Source organism: Bacillus sp. THAF10 (assembly GCF_009363695.1).
Taxonomy (GTDB): Bacteria; Bacillota; Bacilli; order Bacillales; family Bacillaceae_I; genus Sutcliffiella_A.
In genome coordinates this window covers 2,198,160-2,215,256 of sequence record NZ_CP045403.1, presented here as the reverse complement: position 1 = coordinate 2,215,256, position 17,097 = coordinate 2,198,160, and the positions used below count along the sequence as shown (strand labels likewise).

The 17,097-nt window shown below is 36.8% G+C and carries 14 protein-coding genes, 1 other RNA gene and 1 pseudogene; 12 read left to right on the top strand and 4 right to left on the bottom strand.

Going from position 1 to position 17,097, the window contains the following annotated elements; translation table 11 throughout:
- Positions 1-110: 110 nt before the first annotated feature.
- From FIU87_RS11545 to FIU87_RS11510, 8 genes are all read left to right on the top strand, one after another.
- The gene (locus FIU87_RS11545; protein WP_152444738.1) at positions 111-677 is read left to right on the top strand and encodes an SLOG family protein; all 567 of its coding nucleotides are present in this window, start codon (positions 111-113) and stop codon (positions 675-677) included.
- Positions 678-769: 92 nt separating this feature from the next.
- A complete protein-coding gene (gene gpsB, locus FIU87_RS11540; protein ID WP_152444737.1) occupies positions 770-1,075 on the top strand; it encodes a cell division regulator GpsB in 306 nt (101 codons plus the stop codon).
- Between the two features lie 71 nt (positions 1,076-1,146).
- An RNA gene (rnpB, locus tag FIU87_RS11535) (RNase P RNA component class B) lies at positions 1,147-1,539 on the top strand.
- Positions 1,540-1,837: 298 nt separating this feature from the next.
- Positions 1,838-2,980, top strand: coding sequence for a THUMP domain-containing class I SAM-dependent RNA methyltransferase (locus FIU87_RS11530; protein ID WP_152444736.1), 1,143 nt, complete (start codon positions 1,838-1,840; stop codon positions 2,978-2,980).
- 41 nt (positions 2,981-3,021) lie between these two features.
- Positions 3,022-3,234: a hypothetical protein gene (locus FIU87_RS11525; protein WP_253905585.1), complete on the top strand. Its 213-nt coding sequence runs from the start codon at positions 3,022-3,024 to the stop codon at positions 3,232-3,234.
- Positions 3,235-3,309: 75 nt separating this feature from the next.
- Entirely contained in the window at positions 3,310-3,504 is a 195-nt protein-coding gene (locus tag FIU87_RS11520) for a hypothetical protein (RefSeq protein WP_152444734.1), read from the top strand.
- A gap of 122 nt (positions 3,505-3,626) precedes the next feature.
- Positions 3,627-5,546: an ATP-dependent DNA helicase gene (locus FIU87_RS11515; RefSeq protein WP_152444733.1), complete on the top strand. Its 1,920-nt coding sequence runs from the start codon at positions 3,627-3,629 to the stop codon at positions 5,544-5,546.
- Positions 5,547-5,644: 98 nt separating this feature from the next.
- Complete coding sequence (locus tag FIU87_RS11510; protein WP_152444732.1) at positions 5,645-7,165, top strand: carboxypeptidase M32; 1,521 nt, start codon at positions 5,645-5,647, stop codon at positions 7,163-7,165.
- Positions 7,166-7,338: 173 nt separating this feature from the next.
- Here FIU87_RS11510 and FIU87_RS11505 read toward each other — a convergent pair whose 3' ends face one another.
- The 4 genes and pseudogenes from FIU87_RS11505 to FIU87_RS11490 form a co-directional block, all read right to left on the bottom strand.
- Complete coding sequence (locus FIU87_RS11505; protein WP_216647460.1) at positions 7,339-7,611, bottom strand: hypothetical protein; 273 nt, start codon at positions 7,609-7,611, stop codon at positions 7,339-7,341.
- A gap of 129 nt (positions 7,612-7,740) precedes the next feature.
- Positions 7,741-9,687: pseudogene (locus FIU87_RS21670) on the bottom strand (insertion element protein).
- On the bottom strand, positions 9,680-9,931 hold the full coding sequence (locus FIU87_RS11495; protein WP_152446521.1) for a hypothetical protein: 252 nt from the start codon (positions 9,929-9,931) through the stop codon (positions 9,680-9,682). Before FIU87_RS11495 ends, FIU87_RS21670 begins: the two are co-directional and overlap by 8 nt.
- A 277-nt stretch (positions 9,932-10,208) precedes the next feature.
- Positions 10,209-10,667, bottom strand: coding sequence for a chemotaxis protein CheX (locus FIU87_RS11490; RefSeq protein ID WP_152444731.1), 459 nt, complete (start codon positions 10,665-10,667; stop codon positions 10,209-10,211).
- A 166-nt stretch (positions 10,668-10,833) separates the two neighbouring features.
- Between FIU87_RS11490 and FIU87_RS11485 the strand changes: the two genes are divergently transcribed.
- The 4 genes from FIU87_RS11485 to FIU87_RS11470 all read left to right on the top strand — a co-directional run bounded on the left by FIU87_RS11485 (position 10,834) and on the right by FIU87_RS11470 (position 17,089).
- Complete coding sequence (locus tag FIU87_RS11485) at positions 10,834-11,364, top strand: GNAT family N-acetyltransferase (protein ID WP_152444730.1); 531 nt, start codon at positions 10,834-10,836, stop codon at positions 11,362-11,364.
- A gap of 72 nt (positions 11,365-11,436) precedes the next feature.
- A complete protein-coding gene (locus FIU87_RS11480) occupies positions 11,437-12,516 on the top strand; it encodes a type III polyketide synthase (protein ID WP_152444729.1) in 1,080 nt (359 codons plus the stop codon).
- Positions 12,517-12,522: 6 nt separating this feature from the next.
- Positions 12,523-13,092, top strand: a complete 570-nt coding sequence (locus FIU87_RS11475; RefSeq protein WP_152444728.1) for an isoprenylcysteine carboxyl methyltransferase family protein — start codon at positions 12,523-12,525, stop codon at positions 13,090-13,092.
- Between the two features lie 325 nt (positions 13,093-13,417).
- A complete protein-coding gene (locus FIU87_RS11470) occupies positions 13,418-17,089 on the top strand; it encodes a dynamin family protein (protein WP_172971039.1) in 3,672 nt (1,223 codons plus the stop codon).
- Positions 17,090-17,097: the final 8 nt, after the last annotated feature.

The window sequence follows — 17,097 nt, the reverse complement described above, 5'->3', positions numbered from 1 at the left end:
AAGTGTCCTGTATTAATATACCAAGAAAAGAACTGGCTATTGTCAGTTCTTTTTCTGTACATACTTGCGCTTTTTTAGCTTTCTATTTATTATTTTAGATAGAGGTGTTTATGAAAGTATTGGCTATTACAGGTTATAAAGCTCATGAATTACAGGTGTTTAAGAATAATGATCCTGCTGTACACTATATTAAGAAAGCCATTCAAAAACGCTTGGAATCACTTTTAGAAGAACATGCCGAGCTTGAATGGATAGTTATCAGTGGACAACAGGGCGTGGAATTATGGGCAGCAGAAGTAGTCTTTGAAATGCAGGTGGAATATTCACATTTAAAGCTTGCTGTTTTGACTCCTTATTTAAATCAACAAGAAAAATGGAAAGATCAAAATAAAGAGTATTATGAGACAATTTTGTCACAAGCTAATTATGTGGATTCCATTTCAAAAAAACCCTATGAATCGCCCATTCAGTTAAAGATGAAAAATCAATTCATCGTAGAAAAGTCGGACAGTATCCTGATGGTTTATGAGGAAGAAAGTCCGGGTAGTCCAAAATATATACTAGAGGCAGCAAAACATAAAGCTTTACAATCAGACTATCCTATCTTTATGATAGATAGCTATGAGCTGCAAGTTATCGTCGAGGAATTACAGTTTGACGAATCTCAGGATTGGTAATCCTAATTATTAAGGCACGAACAAGACTATTTCCATATAGAGAATGAAGAAGTGCCTGATACTTTCGGCACTCGTATTGAGGTGAGGATAAGATGATATCAGAAAAACTTAATTTAACGGCAAAAGAAATTTTAGAAAAAGAATTTAAAGCTGGAATGAGAGGCTACAAAGCAGAAGACGTGGATAAATTTTTGGATGTAATCATTAAGGACTATGAGACATTTCAGCATGAATACGATTTGATTGTTCAAGAAAATGCAAGATTGAAACGACAAGTTGAAGAAGCTGGAAAAAAACCACAACCAACAAGCACAAACAGCGGATCCACCAACTTTGACATCTTAAGAAGGTTATCTAATTTAGAAAAGCACGTTTTTGGAAATAAATTATACGATTGATTCTTATTACATTTATTTACAGTTGCATTCATCGCAGTTTTTTACTATACTATTATGTGCTGACATCAATAGTGGTTGGGTAACCGCTACAGCTTTTAGTTGTAGAGGAAAGTCCATGCTCGCACAGGCTGAGATGCCTGTAGTGTTCGTGCCTAGCGAAAAAATAAGCTAGGGTAGCTTGGTTTTTATGACGAGGCTAACGGCAGGGAACACACCTAAGTCCTTGTGATATGGTGTTACTACCTTGAAAGTGCCACAGTGACGTAGTCTTACAAGAAATTGTAAGAGTGGAACGAGGTAAACCCCTCGAGCGAGAAACCCAAATAATGGTAGGGGCACCTTCTCTAAGGAATCCAACAATGAGAGGGACAGATACTTTTAAGTTTCTGTAGACAGATGGTTACCACCTGCGTACAAGGAGCGATCCGTTTGCAGTACAAAGGAACAGAACATGGCTTACAGATCACTATTGATTGAATGTCGCACCATTACAATAATGATGAACTAAGCTCCCCTGAACGCTTCAGGGGAGCTTTATTTAATAGGTTGGCTAGTAGTTAGCTGTTGATTAGATCAAAGGCGAAGACTTCCGCGGGAGTGAAGCGAAAGACTTGTGACACAACAGGCGAAGCCGAGGAGGCTCCAGCACCGACTCGAAGGAGTAGAGCCATTTCCGGAAATCAACAGTAGTTTAACAGACCAAAATACTTTCCTTACAATTACATAATAAAAATGAAACTGACTACAGTTAGGATGAAGAAGATGAAACAATACACATTGATTGCTACAGCAGCAATGGGACTAGAAGCATTGGTAGCAAAGGAAGTTAGAGATCTAGGTTATGATTGTACCGTCGATAATGGAAAAGTCATTTTTAAAGGAGACGCTGCCGCCATTTGCCGAACTAATTTATGGCTAAGAACCGCAGACAGAATAAAAATATTAGTAGGCGAATTTAAAGCGACAACCTTTGAAGAACTTTTTCAACAAACAAAAGCCATCCCGTGGGGCGATTATCTGCCGGAGAACGCAGAATTTCCTGTTGTGGGAAAGTCTGTTAAATCAAAGCTTTTTAGTGTACCCGATTGCCAATCGATCGTGAAAAAAGCAGTTGTTGAAAAAATGAAAGAACATTACGGAATTTCTTCCTCATGGTTAGATGAAAATGGGGCGAAATTTAAAATTGAAGTTGCTCTTTTAAAAGATGTTGCACAAATTACAATCGATGCCAGTGGAGCAGGCCTGCATAAACGTGGATATCGAGCATCTCAAGGGGAAGCACCACTGAAAGAAACCCTCGCTGCATCTTTGGTGCTGTTAACAAATTGGAATCCAAGCAAACCATTTGTTGACCCTTTTTGCGGATCTGGTACCATTCCGATAGAAGCTGCCCTTATTGGCCAAAATATTGCACCAGGCTTTAATAGAGAATTTGTGTCTGAGGGGTGGGAATGGATAGGCCAAGATGCGTGGAATCGTGCACGGGATGAAGTTGAGGGCCTTGCAAACTATGATCAGCCTTTAGATATTGCAGGCTTTGACGTGGACCACAGAATGATTGGGATAGCCAAAGAAAATGCTTTTGAAGCAGGTCTTGGAGAGCTTATTCAATTTAAACAAATGCAGGTTGCCGATTTTACCACACAAAAAGAATACGGGGTTATTGTAGGTAACCCTCCATATGGAGAACGACTTGGAGATAGACCAGATGTGGAGAAGATGTATAAAGAAATGGGAAAAGCTTTTTCTGATCTGGATACATGGTCTATTTATATGCTCACCTCTCATGAGGGATTTGAAAATTTATATGGTAAAAAAGCCACTAAGAAACGGAAGCTGTTCAATGGCTTCATCAAAACAGATTTATATCAATATTGGGGGAAGAGACCTCCTAAAAAAGGGTAACGTTTATGAAAGACTTTCACAGGGAATGGTGTAAAAAAGGAGTGATTGTCTTGAAAAACAAAGAGAAAGCCCAAGAGTTAAAGAGAAGAAATGAAAAAGAACAAGCATTCAAACACAGTGAAAAAACACAAAAAGATCGAGACCAGCTCGTCATGCCTATAGATGAATTACCCTTACAAGAAATAAAGTACGAAAAGGAAGAAGAACGAGATAAAGAAACAACAAAAAACCGTTCTAGTAGTGAAAAGGACTAAATTACTCTAAGTGTGTAGTATATTTTTCAAAAAAATGGCATAAAATACTTCTATCTCTGAGATTGGAGGGATTTTATGCCTTTACACGTAAATGATTTTATGAAAATTTCAAAAGCATTAGAAAGTAGCTATAATAAGCTTGTTTCCGAAAATCTTCTGCATAATCATGAATGTGTGGAAAGAATGAATGCCGCACGTGATGAATATACAAAAGCAATGCTATATGCAACCCTCCTGGACGACGAAATTATTCATATCATCAGAAACTAAGAAAGCTTCCTGCTTCATAACAGGGAGCTTTTTTTTTCATACTTCCTCTATTACCTCTTGACAAAATACCCCTTTGTATTCAATAATTTTCAAATGCAAACTTTTTCTCGGAGGTAAAGTATATGAATAATCGTCTGCCATTTCCCTTGAACAAAGGAGATGCTTTTTTTGATAAGTTGAATGAATGGATTGGGGATGTTTTTTACGATATCCTACCTGATGCTGGATTTGAACTTAGAGATGAACAAATTTTCATGGCCTTTCAGCTAGAAAGAGCATTTAAAGAGAAAAAGATCATTTTTTCAGAAGCTGGTGTAGGAACTGGTAAAACGATGGTATACCTTTTATATGCCATTTGTTATGCAAGATATATGGGCAAACCTGCTATTATTACCTGTGCGGACGAATCACTAATTGAACAATTAGTGAAAAAAGAAGGAGATATTCAAAAGCTGTCCTCTGTATTAGATATTACCGTTGATGTGCGTTTAGCGAAATCTCCCGATCAATATCTTTGCCTCAATAAATTAGATGAGGCAATGGAAAAGATAGAAAATGATAACATTGATGATGTTTATGAATCATTACCTAAGTTTGTGAACAAGCCATCTGCCATGCAATCGTTTTATGCGTACGGCGATAGAAAAGACTATGCACAGCTAAATGATGAAGAGTGGAATGCCATTAGCTGGGATAGTTTTCAGGATTGTTTTAGCTGTGACAAACGTCACCGTTGTGGACAAACCCTTTCTCGAGACCATTATCGAAAAGCAACAGATTTGATTATTTGTTCCCATGATTTTTACATGGAGCACGTTTGGACGGTTGAGAAACGGAAAAGAGAAGGACAGCTACCACTATTACCTGAGGCATCTACTGTCATTTTTGATGAAGGTCATTTGTTAGAATTTGCAGCTCAAAAGGCACTTACCTATAAAATAAAAAATAAACAGATTGAAGAGATTTTAACAAGGCTATTAGGAAACGATTTGCGTGAAGAATTTGCCTTGTTAGTAGAAGATTCGCTCCAAGCAAATGATGTATTTTTTGAAGCGTTGGAACAAAATACAACAAGCATTTCGGGCTCTGAACGGAAGAATATAAATTTGAATGACGAGCTTATCAAGCATGCAAAGGGGTTACTTCAAAACATTGAAGAAATCGGTAATCAGCTTGTATTTGAAGGTGAACTTCATACAGTAGATCACTACCAGCTACACATTGTGGAAGAATACTTGGATTCCATTGAATATTTAATGAAGCTCTTGCTTTCCAAAGAGGACGTTATTACTTGGGCAGAACAGCAAAATTCTGATTTAACGCTTGTGGTTATGCCTCGTACAGTGGAAGAAGTATTAGAAGAAAAAGTGTTTTCAAAGAAAATTCCTTTCATTTTTTCATCTGCCACTCTTTCTGACAATGAAAACTTTAGTTACATGGCAAACACGTTGGGGATAACGGACTATTTAGCCTTTACCATCAATTCGCCATTTGATTATGAAAATAACATGAAACTTACGTTGAAAAATCAAATAGACGATAAAGTAAAATACTCAGAAACGATGGAATCCATCCACCGCAATGGTGGGAAAACCTTAATTCTTTTTAACTCTAAGCAAGAGTTAAAAACCTTTAAATCCATGAATGAAGGAAATCAGGTCTATCCATTCCTTTATGAAGGGGATAAGGAAATAAGTCAACTCGTTTCCGAATTTCAAAATAATGAAAAGGCTGTACTTTGCGCCTATCACTTATGGGAAGGGCTTGATATTCCTGGGCCTTCTTTATCAAACGTTGTGATTTGGTCTTTGCCGTTTCCGCCAAATGATCCAGTTTTTGCTGCAAAAAGAAAAGGTCTCGCTAACGCTTATATGGAAGTTGATGTTCCTTATATGCTCTTACGACTTCGTCAAGGGATGGGACGACTTATCCGGACCACTGAAGACAAAGGGGAAATCACGATTTATCTTCCTGAAAACCTGCATGATGCTGTAAAAGAACGATTAGATAACGTACTCCCTACAGCACCTGTTACTTTGTAGCATCCCTAAAAAGGGGTGCTCTTTTTTTTATTGTTGCAAATTAGAGTGAAAATTGTGTATTCTTAACTGTAGTCAGTAAAGAATAGGGGGAGATACATATGGTTGAAACTACTACACTTAAAGAGGAATATTTAAACTATGTAAATAAAATTGACAGCTATAAGGAAGCACTATCTCTTATGTTTTGGGACTTGCGAACAGGCGCCCCGAAAAAGGGAGCGGACAGACGTTCAGACGTCATAGGCATGCTTTCCTCAGAAGTATTTAACATGTCTACCTCAGAGGAAATGGCGAGCTATTTAACACAGCTATTAAACGATGAAAACATGGCTACGTTAGATGAAACAACCAAAGCTTCCTTAGATGAAAGCAAAAAGAACTACGAAAGAAATAAAAAAATTCCTGCCAAGGATTATCAAGATTATGTAGTACTTAGCACAAAGGCAGAGTCGGTTTGGGAGGAAGCAAAAGAAAATTCCGATTTTTCTATGCTCCTACCGTACTTAGAAAAGTTAGTAAGCTATAATAAAAAATTTATTGAATATTGGGGTTATGAAGGGAACAAATATAATACTCTTCTTGATATGTACGAGCCTGGAATTACCGTAGAAAAGCTGGATGAAGTGTTTGGAAAATTAAAGGATCGTATTGTACCATTAGTCAAAAAAATTACCGATTCTTCCGTTCAGCCTCGCTCAAAGGACTTGCTTGTGCATTTTCCAAAAGAAAAGCAAAGAGCCTTTAGTTTAGATATATTAAAGGAATTATCCTATGATTTTGATTCCGGTAGATTGGATGAGACTGTCCATCCTTTTGCTATTGGCTTAAATCCTGGGGATGTGAGAGTAACAACGAAATATGATGAAGAAGACTTCCGTACAGCTGTCTTTGGAACGATTCATGAATGTGGACATGCGTTATATGAACAAAATATTGCTAAAGATCTCCAAGGAACTGGTTTATGTACAGGTACTTCCATGGGTATTCATGAATCTCAATCGTTATTTTATGAAAATTTTGTCGGCCGTCACAAGAACTTCTGGAAGAGGCATTATGAAACCCTGCAAAGCTATGCTGATGGAAACTTTGATCACTTGAGCCTTGAGGAATTTTATGTGGCTATTAATGAGTCGAAAGCCTCTTTTATCAGAATAGAAGCAGATGAACTAACCTATTCGCTTCACATTATGATTCGTTATGAGCTAGAGAAAGCACTTTTTAACGAGGAATTAGAAGTAAAAGATTTGCCGGAGGCTTGGAACAAGAAATATGAAAGCTACCTTGGGATTACGCCGCCAAACGACGCAAAAGGAGTGCTGCAGGATGTACATTGGTCTGGTGGTAGCTTTGGATACTTTCCATCCTATGCGTTAGGTTATATGTATGCCGCTCAATTTAAAAATGCGATGCAACATGATCTACCAAATTATGATGAGCTATTAGAAACTGGTGAACTAGAACCGATTAAATTATGGCTCACCAAAAATATCCATCAATACGGTAAAATGAAAAAGCCACTTGAGATACTTCGTGACGTAACAGGCGAAGAATTAAACGTAAACTATCTCATCGAATATTTAGAAGCAAAATACGCTTCCATCTATCAACTTAATGAATAATATGAAAAGAACCCTCTCAAATGGTAAGTAGTTCAGTTAATGTGGAGAAAATTAAAAATCACAGTAGATTTCGCATCTCAAAAAAGAATAGAGATAGCATTATAATTAGCAGTTAATTTAGCACTTAAAAACGCTTGGAATAATCTCCAAGCGTTTTTTATCATTATCAGTGACTAACTTGCTTTATTTCTGAATTTCAAGTTTGTTCGAACAAATGCACCAGAAACGATTAAAGCAACTAAACTCGATATAAAAAATCCAATTGCGTATGAAAGGATACTTTCTTCTGGCACTCTGTTATTTATTTCAAATCCTAAAAAAAATACTCCAATACCGTCTCCATCAACATCTGTTCCGAGTGACCATAATTCTAACCCTTTGTTAAGCAATAAAACTCCAAATAAAATTAAAACACCTGCAATTACCCAACGACTAATATTATTCATTTTTTCACCCCTTAACATAATCAACCTTTTACTTAAAACTACCATTGACAGTCCTATTCATATTTTAACATAAATTTACAATATCCCTTTAAAAAAATAAAAAAGTTCGTCTGAAAATTATAGACGAACCTACCTCATATAGATTATATCTTTTAAATCAAATACTTTATCTGTAATACCCAATCGTTGTGCAGGAGTAAGTTCTTTTCCATCGGCTGATTTGTAGGTTTCGCAAAAGTTGTAGTATGTTCTTAGAATGGTTAGTGCGTATTGTGCAAACTTCGGATTAAAGTTAGCGTAAATATAACTCTTCCCATCTCCTCTGGCTGTCATCAATGGTCTTTCAAGAATAGACAACCTTCTGCGAATTTGTTGGATAAAACTATTCGTGGCATTATCGTTCACATTCAATACCATTTTCGCTATTTCTTTCGGTTCAAGAGATGATAAATCAGTTGTACAATCCACTCTATGAAAACCTTTATCTCTCGATGCAAATGGGTGTGTAATTGGATTTTTAGCCAAATCGTTATAAGAGTGTGTTGGTGTTTTGATTTCCTTATGAAACTGATGAGTTTCAAATAGTTCTTTTAAATATGAATAAGCCAATATACGCAAGTTCTTTGTTTCGTAATCTCTATGAAATCCCCAGTCCAATAAATCGGATTTTGCATCATCAAACTCTTCTAAACATTGTTTTCTACTCTTGTTCTTATCAAGCAAACAAAGGAAGTGATGTGCATCAGACATTCTTACTTCCTTCGAGAACACCCTAAAAAACGCAGTCATTATAGAAGCGTCATTATCGCTAATCATTCTCCATTCATTAGATTTTACCATTTGTTTTATTAGCCAATAGTGAGCCATTGTCGTGTAAGTCGGATTAACGTGAAGTCCATCCACATACTGCAACCTCTTATTGAATTCATTTAATTCAGCTCGATATTCGTGTGGCTTTTGAGTGTCCTTCTCGGTTGGTTCTTGAGGGTAATACGAAAAGTCCAAACGGTTATTCTTCTTACTGAAATCATTCAAATGGTCTTCTTTATAAATTTCCGTATCGAGTTTCAAATCTTCTACTGTCATTTCCCAATCATACGCAACATCTGACCTGAAAACATATCGTGAAATGGTATCCGCTGAGACAACCACATAAGTCTGTACTTGGCTATCTTCTAAACCAAAATACTTTTGACCGCCTTGACCTTTCTTGCGAACATTATTAAGGTTGTAGTGCATTTTATCGGTATTTAATCACATTTCTTTGAATGACATAGTAGCCAATGGCGTTGTTTCATACTTCTCTAAGAATTCCAAGCAACAACGGTACAACCATTCTAATTTATGATAGTAAGTGCCGACACCGATTTCTAAAATATCACAAGTTCGACTAATAGGCATTTTGTTTAATAGTAATTTAGCAAACATCGGAAGAATATCATTCTTCTTTTGACGATAAGTAGTGGATTGACGCTTGTTTGGAAGAATACTTGTCTTTTTCTTACACACTTTGCATTGCCATCGTTGAGCTTTATTCAATGTCTTTCCTTGTTTATAGAACTCGCTTGGCTTATCAAAAGGCGTTAGATGACCAATAACACAGCTATCCTTATGGAAGTTATATTCCGTCTCAACATCTTTGGTCTGGTTGATACGAACAAGTCTCGAAATTTCTTCTGCGACAGACCAATTCGAAATAGCTGTCGAATAACAATTTAAAGTCATACCCCTATTAGGGTGAATAGGGTCTGTATTACATACAAGCATTTTCTTACTGCTTCTACCGCTCAACTTGTATCTTGATGGTTTACCCTTGACTGTTTCGAATTTCTCTTGTTCTTGACCGCACCATTTACAAAAAGGGTTCGTACAGAAGTTGTATTGTATTATATGTGTATTTCCATTCCAATTGAATTCGATAGGGAGAAACATCATATGATTATAGCGAAAGGCAAATTGTTTATCGGATAAGACTTTGTATTGTTCCTTTCTGTGTTTTAAATCTTCTTCACTTAGAGGATTATGAACAACAACGATGCCATCTTCTTTTGTAGCCAGTCGTTGTAATTTAGCCAAGTTTTTGTCCCTCCATTACATCCTCTAACCCCATTTTCCTTATCATTCTTTTATTGTTCCGTATGCCATCAATCCATTTAAGAAACTCTTCATCTTTGAGAAGGTTTTTTAAGAACATATCAACTACTTCGCTCTCGCTATATTCGCAGAATTCCGCATAATTCTTTATTATTTCTCGGACTTGTTCAGATATTAGCCAATCCACTTTATCAGCATTATTATTCTTAGGTTTGATGAATTGCACGATATTTTTCACTCCTTTTAAAAGGTAGTACAATTAGCATAGTAATTAACACCCATTTTAACATCCTAATTTTCACATTGACAACAGTTATTGTCACTCTGTTATTTAGTATGCGATTTCGTATGCTATTTTATACCAATTTTGAACAAAAACATTGATATATCAATAAATATAAAAGACCAAATCACTATGCGATTTGGTCTTAAAATTAGTATGCTATTTCTATTGTTTCTCCACAAAAACTGAACTACTTACTCAAATGGAGGGTTCTTATTTATTAGGAGGCTTCCTCTAATTCAACAATAATTTGCATTTGTAGCTGGTTCTTTAATAGAACTGGAGTATGTAGCCTGTGTAAAAAATGGAATTCTTTTTCTTGTTCATTTATGACATCGGGTGGTGTAATATCCATATGAATTCCACTTTGAGCAATACTGGATGAGAGTGTTCCGGCGATCATATTTCCAAGTTCTCCTGTAAAAGAATGTAGCATGTCGCCATCGAGCTGCATTCCAAACATGGATTCACCAATTTCTTGAAAGGCAGTTTTTTCCCCTTGAATAATTAATTGACCCCGAATATCTCCGGTCAATTCAATAAGAACCCCTAGGGCAATGGTGGCAAGTTTTTCTGTATGAACTTGCGGTGAATCAAATGACATTTCCAATGGAATTACCGTTTTGAATGAGTCCAATGCCCTGTGGATTAACTGATTTATATTCTCTGATGGGGACATCTTGCACCTCCTAAGAAAAAATAACTAGTACTTATTTATCATATCACATTTCATTGTGTAAATTTCAACAATTTTCTACAAATTTATAATTCATCTCTTTTTGTTGAACACTACTCACATCTATATTAGGATTTAATACTTGAAGATTTTTTTTAGGAGGAGCAACATGCAAGATTTACGTATGGAATTTACCGCAAAGGATGGATCTACCGTGATATTACGCCCGGTGGAAGAAAACGATGCATTTGATATCGTAAAAGCAGTAGAAAGCATTATTGCAGCAGGGGAATATATTCAAAAGGATGTCCCGCGATCGGTAGAGGAAGAGAAAGACTTTATCAAAGAAATGAAGGCAAAAGAAAATATGTATATAGGAGTGGAAAGAAACGAGAAAGTTGTAGGAATTGGGAGAGTCATTCGTGGAGAAATACGAATGAAAAGGCACACAGGACTTTTTCGGACGTGGCTTTCAGAAGAGGCACAAGGACTTGGTATTGGAAAGAAAATAATGGATTATACAGATATGTGGTGTGAACACCATATTAGAAAGCTGTCCCTTACCGTTTTTTCATCCAACCAAATTGCTTATCAGCTTTATAAAAAGTATGGCTTTCACGAAGAAGGAAATCAAAAGGAACAGGCATTTATTAACGGGGAGTACGTAGATGAGATTTGGATGGCTAAATTTTATCACTAAATACCAATAATTGTATAAATGAAAAATATAAGGATAAAGTATAGGTACCAACTTGAACGGGGTGCTCGTACAATGCCTAAAATTCTCTCCATAGGTACCGCCATACCTAAATATCCAATCTACCAGGACACAGCTGTTGAATTTGCAAAAGAAATGTTTGAAGAATCCTTTAAAGACATAAATCGTTTGTTGACAGTATTTAAGAATGGTGAGATTGAAAAAAGACATTTTGCCAGAAATGTGGAATGGTTCAAGGAACAGCATACATTTGAGGAAAAAAACAACCTTTACATAGAAGAGGCTGTTACCTACGGTGTAGAGGCAATTAACGCATGCCTACAACACGCTTCATCGATGAACAATACAATTCCAATGGAAGAAGTAGAGGCGATTTTTTATCTTTCCACTACCGGAATGTCTACTCCAAGTATTGAGGCAAGAATTATGAATGTTCTTCCGTTTTCACCTTACACAAAAAGAATACCCATTTGGGGACTAGGTTGTGCAGGGGGGGCAGCAGGTCTCTCCCGAGCAGCTGAATACTGTCTGGCGTTTCCAAAAGCAAAGGTGCTTGTATTATGTGTAGAGCTTTGTAGTCTGACTTTCCAGAAAAATGATCGGTCAAAAAGTAACTTAGTGGGCACTTCTTTATTTGCAGATGGCATAGCCAGTGTGCTTATGGTTGGAGATGACGTAAAGATCGATGAAACCGGGGTATATCCTACAGTTCTTGGCACTCAATCCACCCTTATGAAAGATTCTGAAGATGTAATGGGATGGGAAGTGAAGAATGAAGGGCTTTATGTCGTTTTTTCCCGTGATATCCCTACCATCATCACTAATTGGCTTGCTCCAAATGTGCACCACTTTTTATCTACGCACAATTGTCGTTTAGAAAGCCTAGATCACTTTGTCTTGCATCCAGGTGGAAAAAAAGTGTTAGAGGCATATGAAGAATGTCTTGGTATAGAAAAAGCAAATTTAGAAACGTCCTCTAAAGTATTAAAGGAATTTGGCAATATGTCCTCTGCAACCGTATTGTATGTGCTTAAAGAGATTATGGGAAATAACCCTGCAAAAGGGGATATTGGCTTAGCGGCTGCGATGGGACCTGGATTCAGTTCAGAAATGCTGCTACTGAAGTGGGAGTGATTGGGTATGTGGTTTACACTGTTTTTTGTGTTTGTCGTTCTTCAGAGGCTACTAGAACTGTCCATTGCGAAGAAGAATGAAAGTTGGATGCGAAAACATGGTGCAGTAGAATACGGTGCAGAGCATTACAAGTACATGGTCACCTTGCATATTGCGTTTTTAACTTCATTCTTATTTGAGGTCGTCCTACTGGATAAACAACCGAATCCCTTCTGGCCAATCATTTTGACATTCTTTATTCTTACACAAGTCCTTAGAGTATGGGCAATTCACTCATTAGGTCCTTATTGGAATACAAAAGTGTTATTAATTGCTGGTGCCGAAATTGTGAAGGTGGGACCATATAAATTCATGAGGCATCCCAATTATTTAATTGTCGTAATGGAGATAATTTTGATTCCTATCCTTTTTCAAGCGTACGTTACAGCAATAGTTTTTACTGCTCTTAATGCTTGGATGCTTTCTGTAAGAATTCCACTTGAAGAGAATGCGCTCGCTGATATTTCGGCAAACTATGATGTGTACATGAATAAAAGGAATAGGTTTTCTCCATCATTTCACAAGGATTTAGAATGAAAGTCATTGTCAATTAGCCCAAAAGCTGATATGATAATGATAATAATTATCACTTTCAACAAGGGGGCTGCCAACATGACTTGGATTTTCGTTGGTGCGACAATTGTTACTTATTCAGTCTTAATGAAAGCTGTTTTAAAGCAAACATGTGAGCCTAATTCAGTTAAATAGTACATAACAGGGTTTTCCTTAGAAAACCCTGTTTTTTTATGCACGTCTGTATAGAAATATGAATAATTATTTAGAGGAAAGTAGGAAAAAGTATCATTTTGCAGTAGAATAGAGTTTGATGTCTTTTACGATTTTACAACTGAGGGGATTAGGGATGGGAACACAAAAACAAAACCACATAAAACAGATAAATGAACGGCTTTTTTTAAAACTTTCTTCCATTTTGGAAGTTTTACATAATCGCAAGGATGAAAAGGGTGCCCGCAAAGTTGCTGAGCTTTATCAGAAGGCACAAGAAGAAGAATTAACAATTGCCTTTTGTGGTCACTTCTCTGCAGGAAAATCATCTTTTATTAATGAAATCCTAGATGAGAAAATCTTGCCTGCAAGTCCAATACCTACCTCTGCAAATGTGGTCAAGATTAGAAAAGGACCAGAACGGGCATATGTAAATTTTTTTAAGGGGGAATCCTTAGAAATTATGCCTCCTGTTACATTTGAGCTTGTGAAAGCTTATTGTAAAGATGGAGATCATGTAGAAACGGTGGAATATCAATACCCTTTTGAAAGGCTCCCAGAGGATCTAGTTGTATTAGATACACCTGGTGTTGATTCAACGGATGACGCACATCGACTTTCAACAGAATCAGCTTTGCATTTAGCTGATGTGATTTTTTATGTAATGGATTACAATCATGTTCAATCAGAAGTAAATTTAAAATTTATCAAAGAGCTGCAGGAAAAAGAGAAAAAAATCTATCTTATTGTTAACCAGATTGACAAACACAGGGAAGAAGAATTATCTTTTTCTACTTATACAAAAAGAATACACGACTCTTTTCATGATTGGGGCCTTCAACCTGCATCGGTTTATTATACAAGCTTACAGGATAAAGAACATGCCCTAAATGATTTGTCCATCGTCAAAGAAACCATTCAAATTCTCCGACAGGATAAAGTAGAAATATTACCTAAAACGATAGATAAAGCTTTGGAGCAAGTGGTAGCTGAGCATAGAACTTGGTTGTTTGAACAAAAGGAACAAGAAATCCAACAAAATGAAGCTCTTATTAATAATTATGAAGGCGAAATGGAAGATGTGCCTTCTTTATATTCGGAGATGAGCGAAAAACTTGTGCACCTTGAAGCAAAAACAAGCAAGATCAAAGAAGAGTTCATTCTTGAAACAAAGAGAATTCTAGATAATGCAAACATTACTCCCTTTGAAATGCGTGAGCTTGCAGAAAAGTTTCTCGAATCCAGGCAAAAAGGCTTTAAGGTTGGGTTGATTTTTTCAGGAAAAAAAACAGAGGAAGAAAAAGAGCTTCGCAGTCACGCCTTTCGTCACGACCTTGAGACCAGAGTTCAGACACAAATGGATAAATTCCTTCAAGAACATGTGATGTCATTTCTCAAAGAACAGGAATTTTATCATTCACTTTCGTTTGAAGAAGTGCAGAGAATTTCTGTCCCAATAAACGTAGAATTGATAGCAGGACATGTGAAGCAGGGTGCAGGCTACACTGGAAATGCGGTCTTAAATTATACGAAGGATCTGGCCCATACTATCAAAGTTAGCTATCAAAAAAACGTCCAAACCTTTATGGAAACATATTTTGAGAAGCTTGATGATCGTGAAAAGGAGAAATTCACATCCATTAAAGAACAAGTGGAGCACTTAAGGCTGATTCAAGAAGCGCAAAACAAGATTAGTTCTCTTTATTTATTGCTCGAACAAGAGTATGAAATGGTCATGGATCTTTGGAATGAAAATTCCTTGTTACCACAAACGGAAGAATCTTTCCAGTTGGTGACCAATTATACAGAAAAAAACTACTCTAAAATTCGTGGCGATAAGCTACCTAGTCAACACACTAAGTTGACACGGGCAAAGGAGAAAGACGATGTCCCAAAAAGTGTATTGCAGCAAAAGGATGGCTCACTCCTTATTAAGCAAATAGAGGAAGCTTGTGAAATCGTCTCTGACATTCCAGGCTTTCAGACCATTTCCCAAGATTTGAGAAGGCGTAGTGCTAAGCTGAAAGATCAAACGTTTACAGTGGCACTTTTTGGAGCATTCAGCGCAGGGAAATCTTCCTTAGCTAATGCGTTGTTTGGAGAGAAGGTACTCCCTGTTTCTCCAAATCCTACAACTGCGTCGATCAATAAAATTTCTCCGGTTACATCGTCCAATCCTCACGGTACTGTCCATGTGATGGTGAAGACAGAGGAGCAAATTCTGAATGATATCCAGCAGGCTTTTACGATTTTCAATCAAACCGTTACTTCTTTACAAGAAGCAATTCAGGTAATGGAGAAAATTATCAAAAAAAATGACCATATTCAACTGGATTCAAGTCAAAAACCGCAATTTCAATTTCTGAAAGCTTTTCTAATGGGCTATGACGAAATGAAAGGGTATCTTGGTTCACGTTTAACGGTTACTTTGGACGTCTTTGAAGACTATGTTGCCAAAGAGGAAAAATCGTGTTTTGTAGAATGGATTGAAGTGTTTTATGATTGTCCGTTTACACAGCAGGGATTAACACTTGTGGATACTCCAGGTGCGGATTCTATTAATTCAAGACATACGGATGTGTCATTTGAGTTTATCAAGAATGCGGATGCAATTCTGTTTGTCACCTACTATCAGCATGCATTTTCTAAGGCGGATCGAGAATTTCTCATTCAACTTGGACGGGTCAAAGATGCTTTTGCTATGGATAAAATGTTTTTCTTAGTAAATGCAGCAGATTTAGCGAATAATGAAGAGGAGCTTCAACTGGTTTCCAACTATGTAGAAGACCAGCTTATAACTTATGGAATTCGCCACCCGCGACTTTACCCGGTTTCAAGTTTACTCGCATTAAAAGAAAAGCAAGGAGAATCTGTTGAGCATCCGTTTTTACAAGGGGCTTATATTCAGGAATTTGAAGAAGCTTTTTCTGATTTTATTCAATCGGATTTAAAAGACATGAGTATACATGCAGCACAACTGGATTTGAATCGAGCAGCCGACATTCTCACTCATTATGTGAATCAGGCTAAGCTTGGGGAGCATGAAAAAGAAGCGTTAATACAAAGATACAACCGTAGCAAAGAAGAGATTAAAAACACAGTCGAATTATACTCTAATCAAAGCTTTTCTAATCTATTGGAAAAGGAAATTCAAGAACTAATTTATTATGTGAAACAACGAACGGTTTTACGTTTCACCGATTTCTTTAAAGAAAGCTTTAATCCTGCGGTACTAAGGGAGGATGGGCGAAATATAAAGGAACAACTTTCCCTTTGTCTAAAGGAACTAGGAGAAGATATTTTCTACAATCTTTCACAGGAAGTACGGGCAACTACTGTTCGTGTGGAAAATTATATATCCAATATGCTAGAAGGCTGGCAAATGGAAATGGAAAAGGATGCGCAAAATCTGGAATCGACTTGCAGTTTACGTAAAATGGAAATGGAAAACTTTCCACCATTTAAAGTAGATAAAACCTATCCACCATTGAGTACGAAGCTTTATAAGCAAACAGCAGGATTTTATCGTAATGCCAAGTCATTTTTTGAGAAAAATGAAAAACAGAAAATGCTCATATTTCTTGAAGAACAGTTTTCTCCTTTGATGGATTCCTATCTTCAAGAAAATAAAGAGCAGCTCCATGCCCATTATCAGAAAGAGCTTGAGCAGGCTTATCAGGAAGTGAAAAACTATCTTCTTCAACAGGTTCAGGAGTTTTTTGATGGCATGCAATCAGCGCTTGAACAAAAACAGGATATCGCGAAATTGGAACTTCTTCAGAAAAAAATGGAAGCATTTAAAAAGTAAGGAGTCAT

What these genes read in the sequence shown, in the direction of transcription:
- FIU87_RS11545 (WP_152444738.1), top strand. Translation starts at nt 111, where the DNA reads ATGAAAGTATTGGCTATTACAGGTTATAAAGCTCATGAATTACAGGTG.
- gpsB (WP_152444737.1), top strand. Translation starts at nt 770, where the DNA reads ATGATATCAGAAAAACTTAATTTAACGGCAAAAGAAATTTTAGAAAAA.
- FIU87_RS11530 (WP_152444736.1), top strand. Translation starts at nt 1,838, where the DNA reads ATGAAACAATACACATTGATTGCTACAGCAGCAATGGGACTAGAAGCA.
- FIU87_RS11520 (WP_152444734.1), top strand. Translation starts at nt 3,310, where the DNA reads ATGCCTTTACACGTAAATGATTTTATGAAAATTTCAAAAGCATTAGAA.
- FIU87_RS11515 (WP_152444733.1), top strand. Translation starts at nt 3,627, where the DNA reads ATGAATAATCGTCTGCCATTTCCCTTGAACAAAGGAGATGCTTTTTTT.
- FIU87_RS11510 (WP_152444732.1), top strand. Translation starts at nt 5,645, where the DNA reads ATGGTTGAAACTACTACACTTAAAGAGGAATATTTAAACTATGTAAAT.
- FIU87_RS11505 (WP_216647460.1), bottom strand. Translation starts at nt 7,611, where the DNA reads ATGAATAATATTAGTCGTTGGGTAATTGCAGGTGTTTTAATTTTATTT.
- FIU87_RS11490 (WP_152444731.1), bottom strand. Translation starts at nt 10,667, where the DNA reads ATGTCCCCATCAGAGAATATAAATCAGTTAATCCACAGGGCATTGGAC.
- FIU87_RS11485 (WP_152444730.1), top strand. Translation starts at nt 10,834, where the DNA reads ATGCAAGATTTACGTATGGAATTTACCGCAAAGGATGGATCTACCGTG.
- FIU87_RS11480 (WP_152444729.1), top strand. Translation starts at nt 11,437, where the DNA reads ATGCCTAAAATTCTCTCCATAGGTACCGCCATACCTAAATATCCAATC.
- FIU87_RS11475 (WP_152444728.1), top strand. Translation starts at nt 12,523, where the DNA reads ATGTGGTTTACACTGTTTTTTGTGTTTGTCGTTCTTCAGAGGCTACTA.
- FIU87_RS11470 (WP_172971039.1), top strand. Translation starts at nt 13,418, where the DNA reads ATGGGAACACAAAAACAAAACCACATAAAACAGATAAATGAACGGCTT.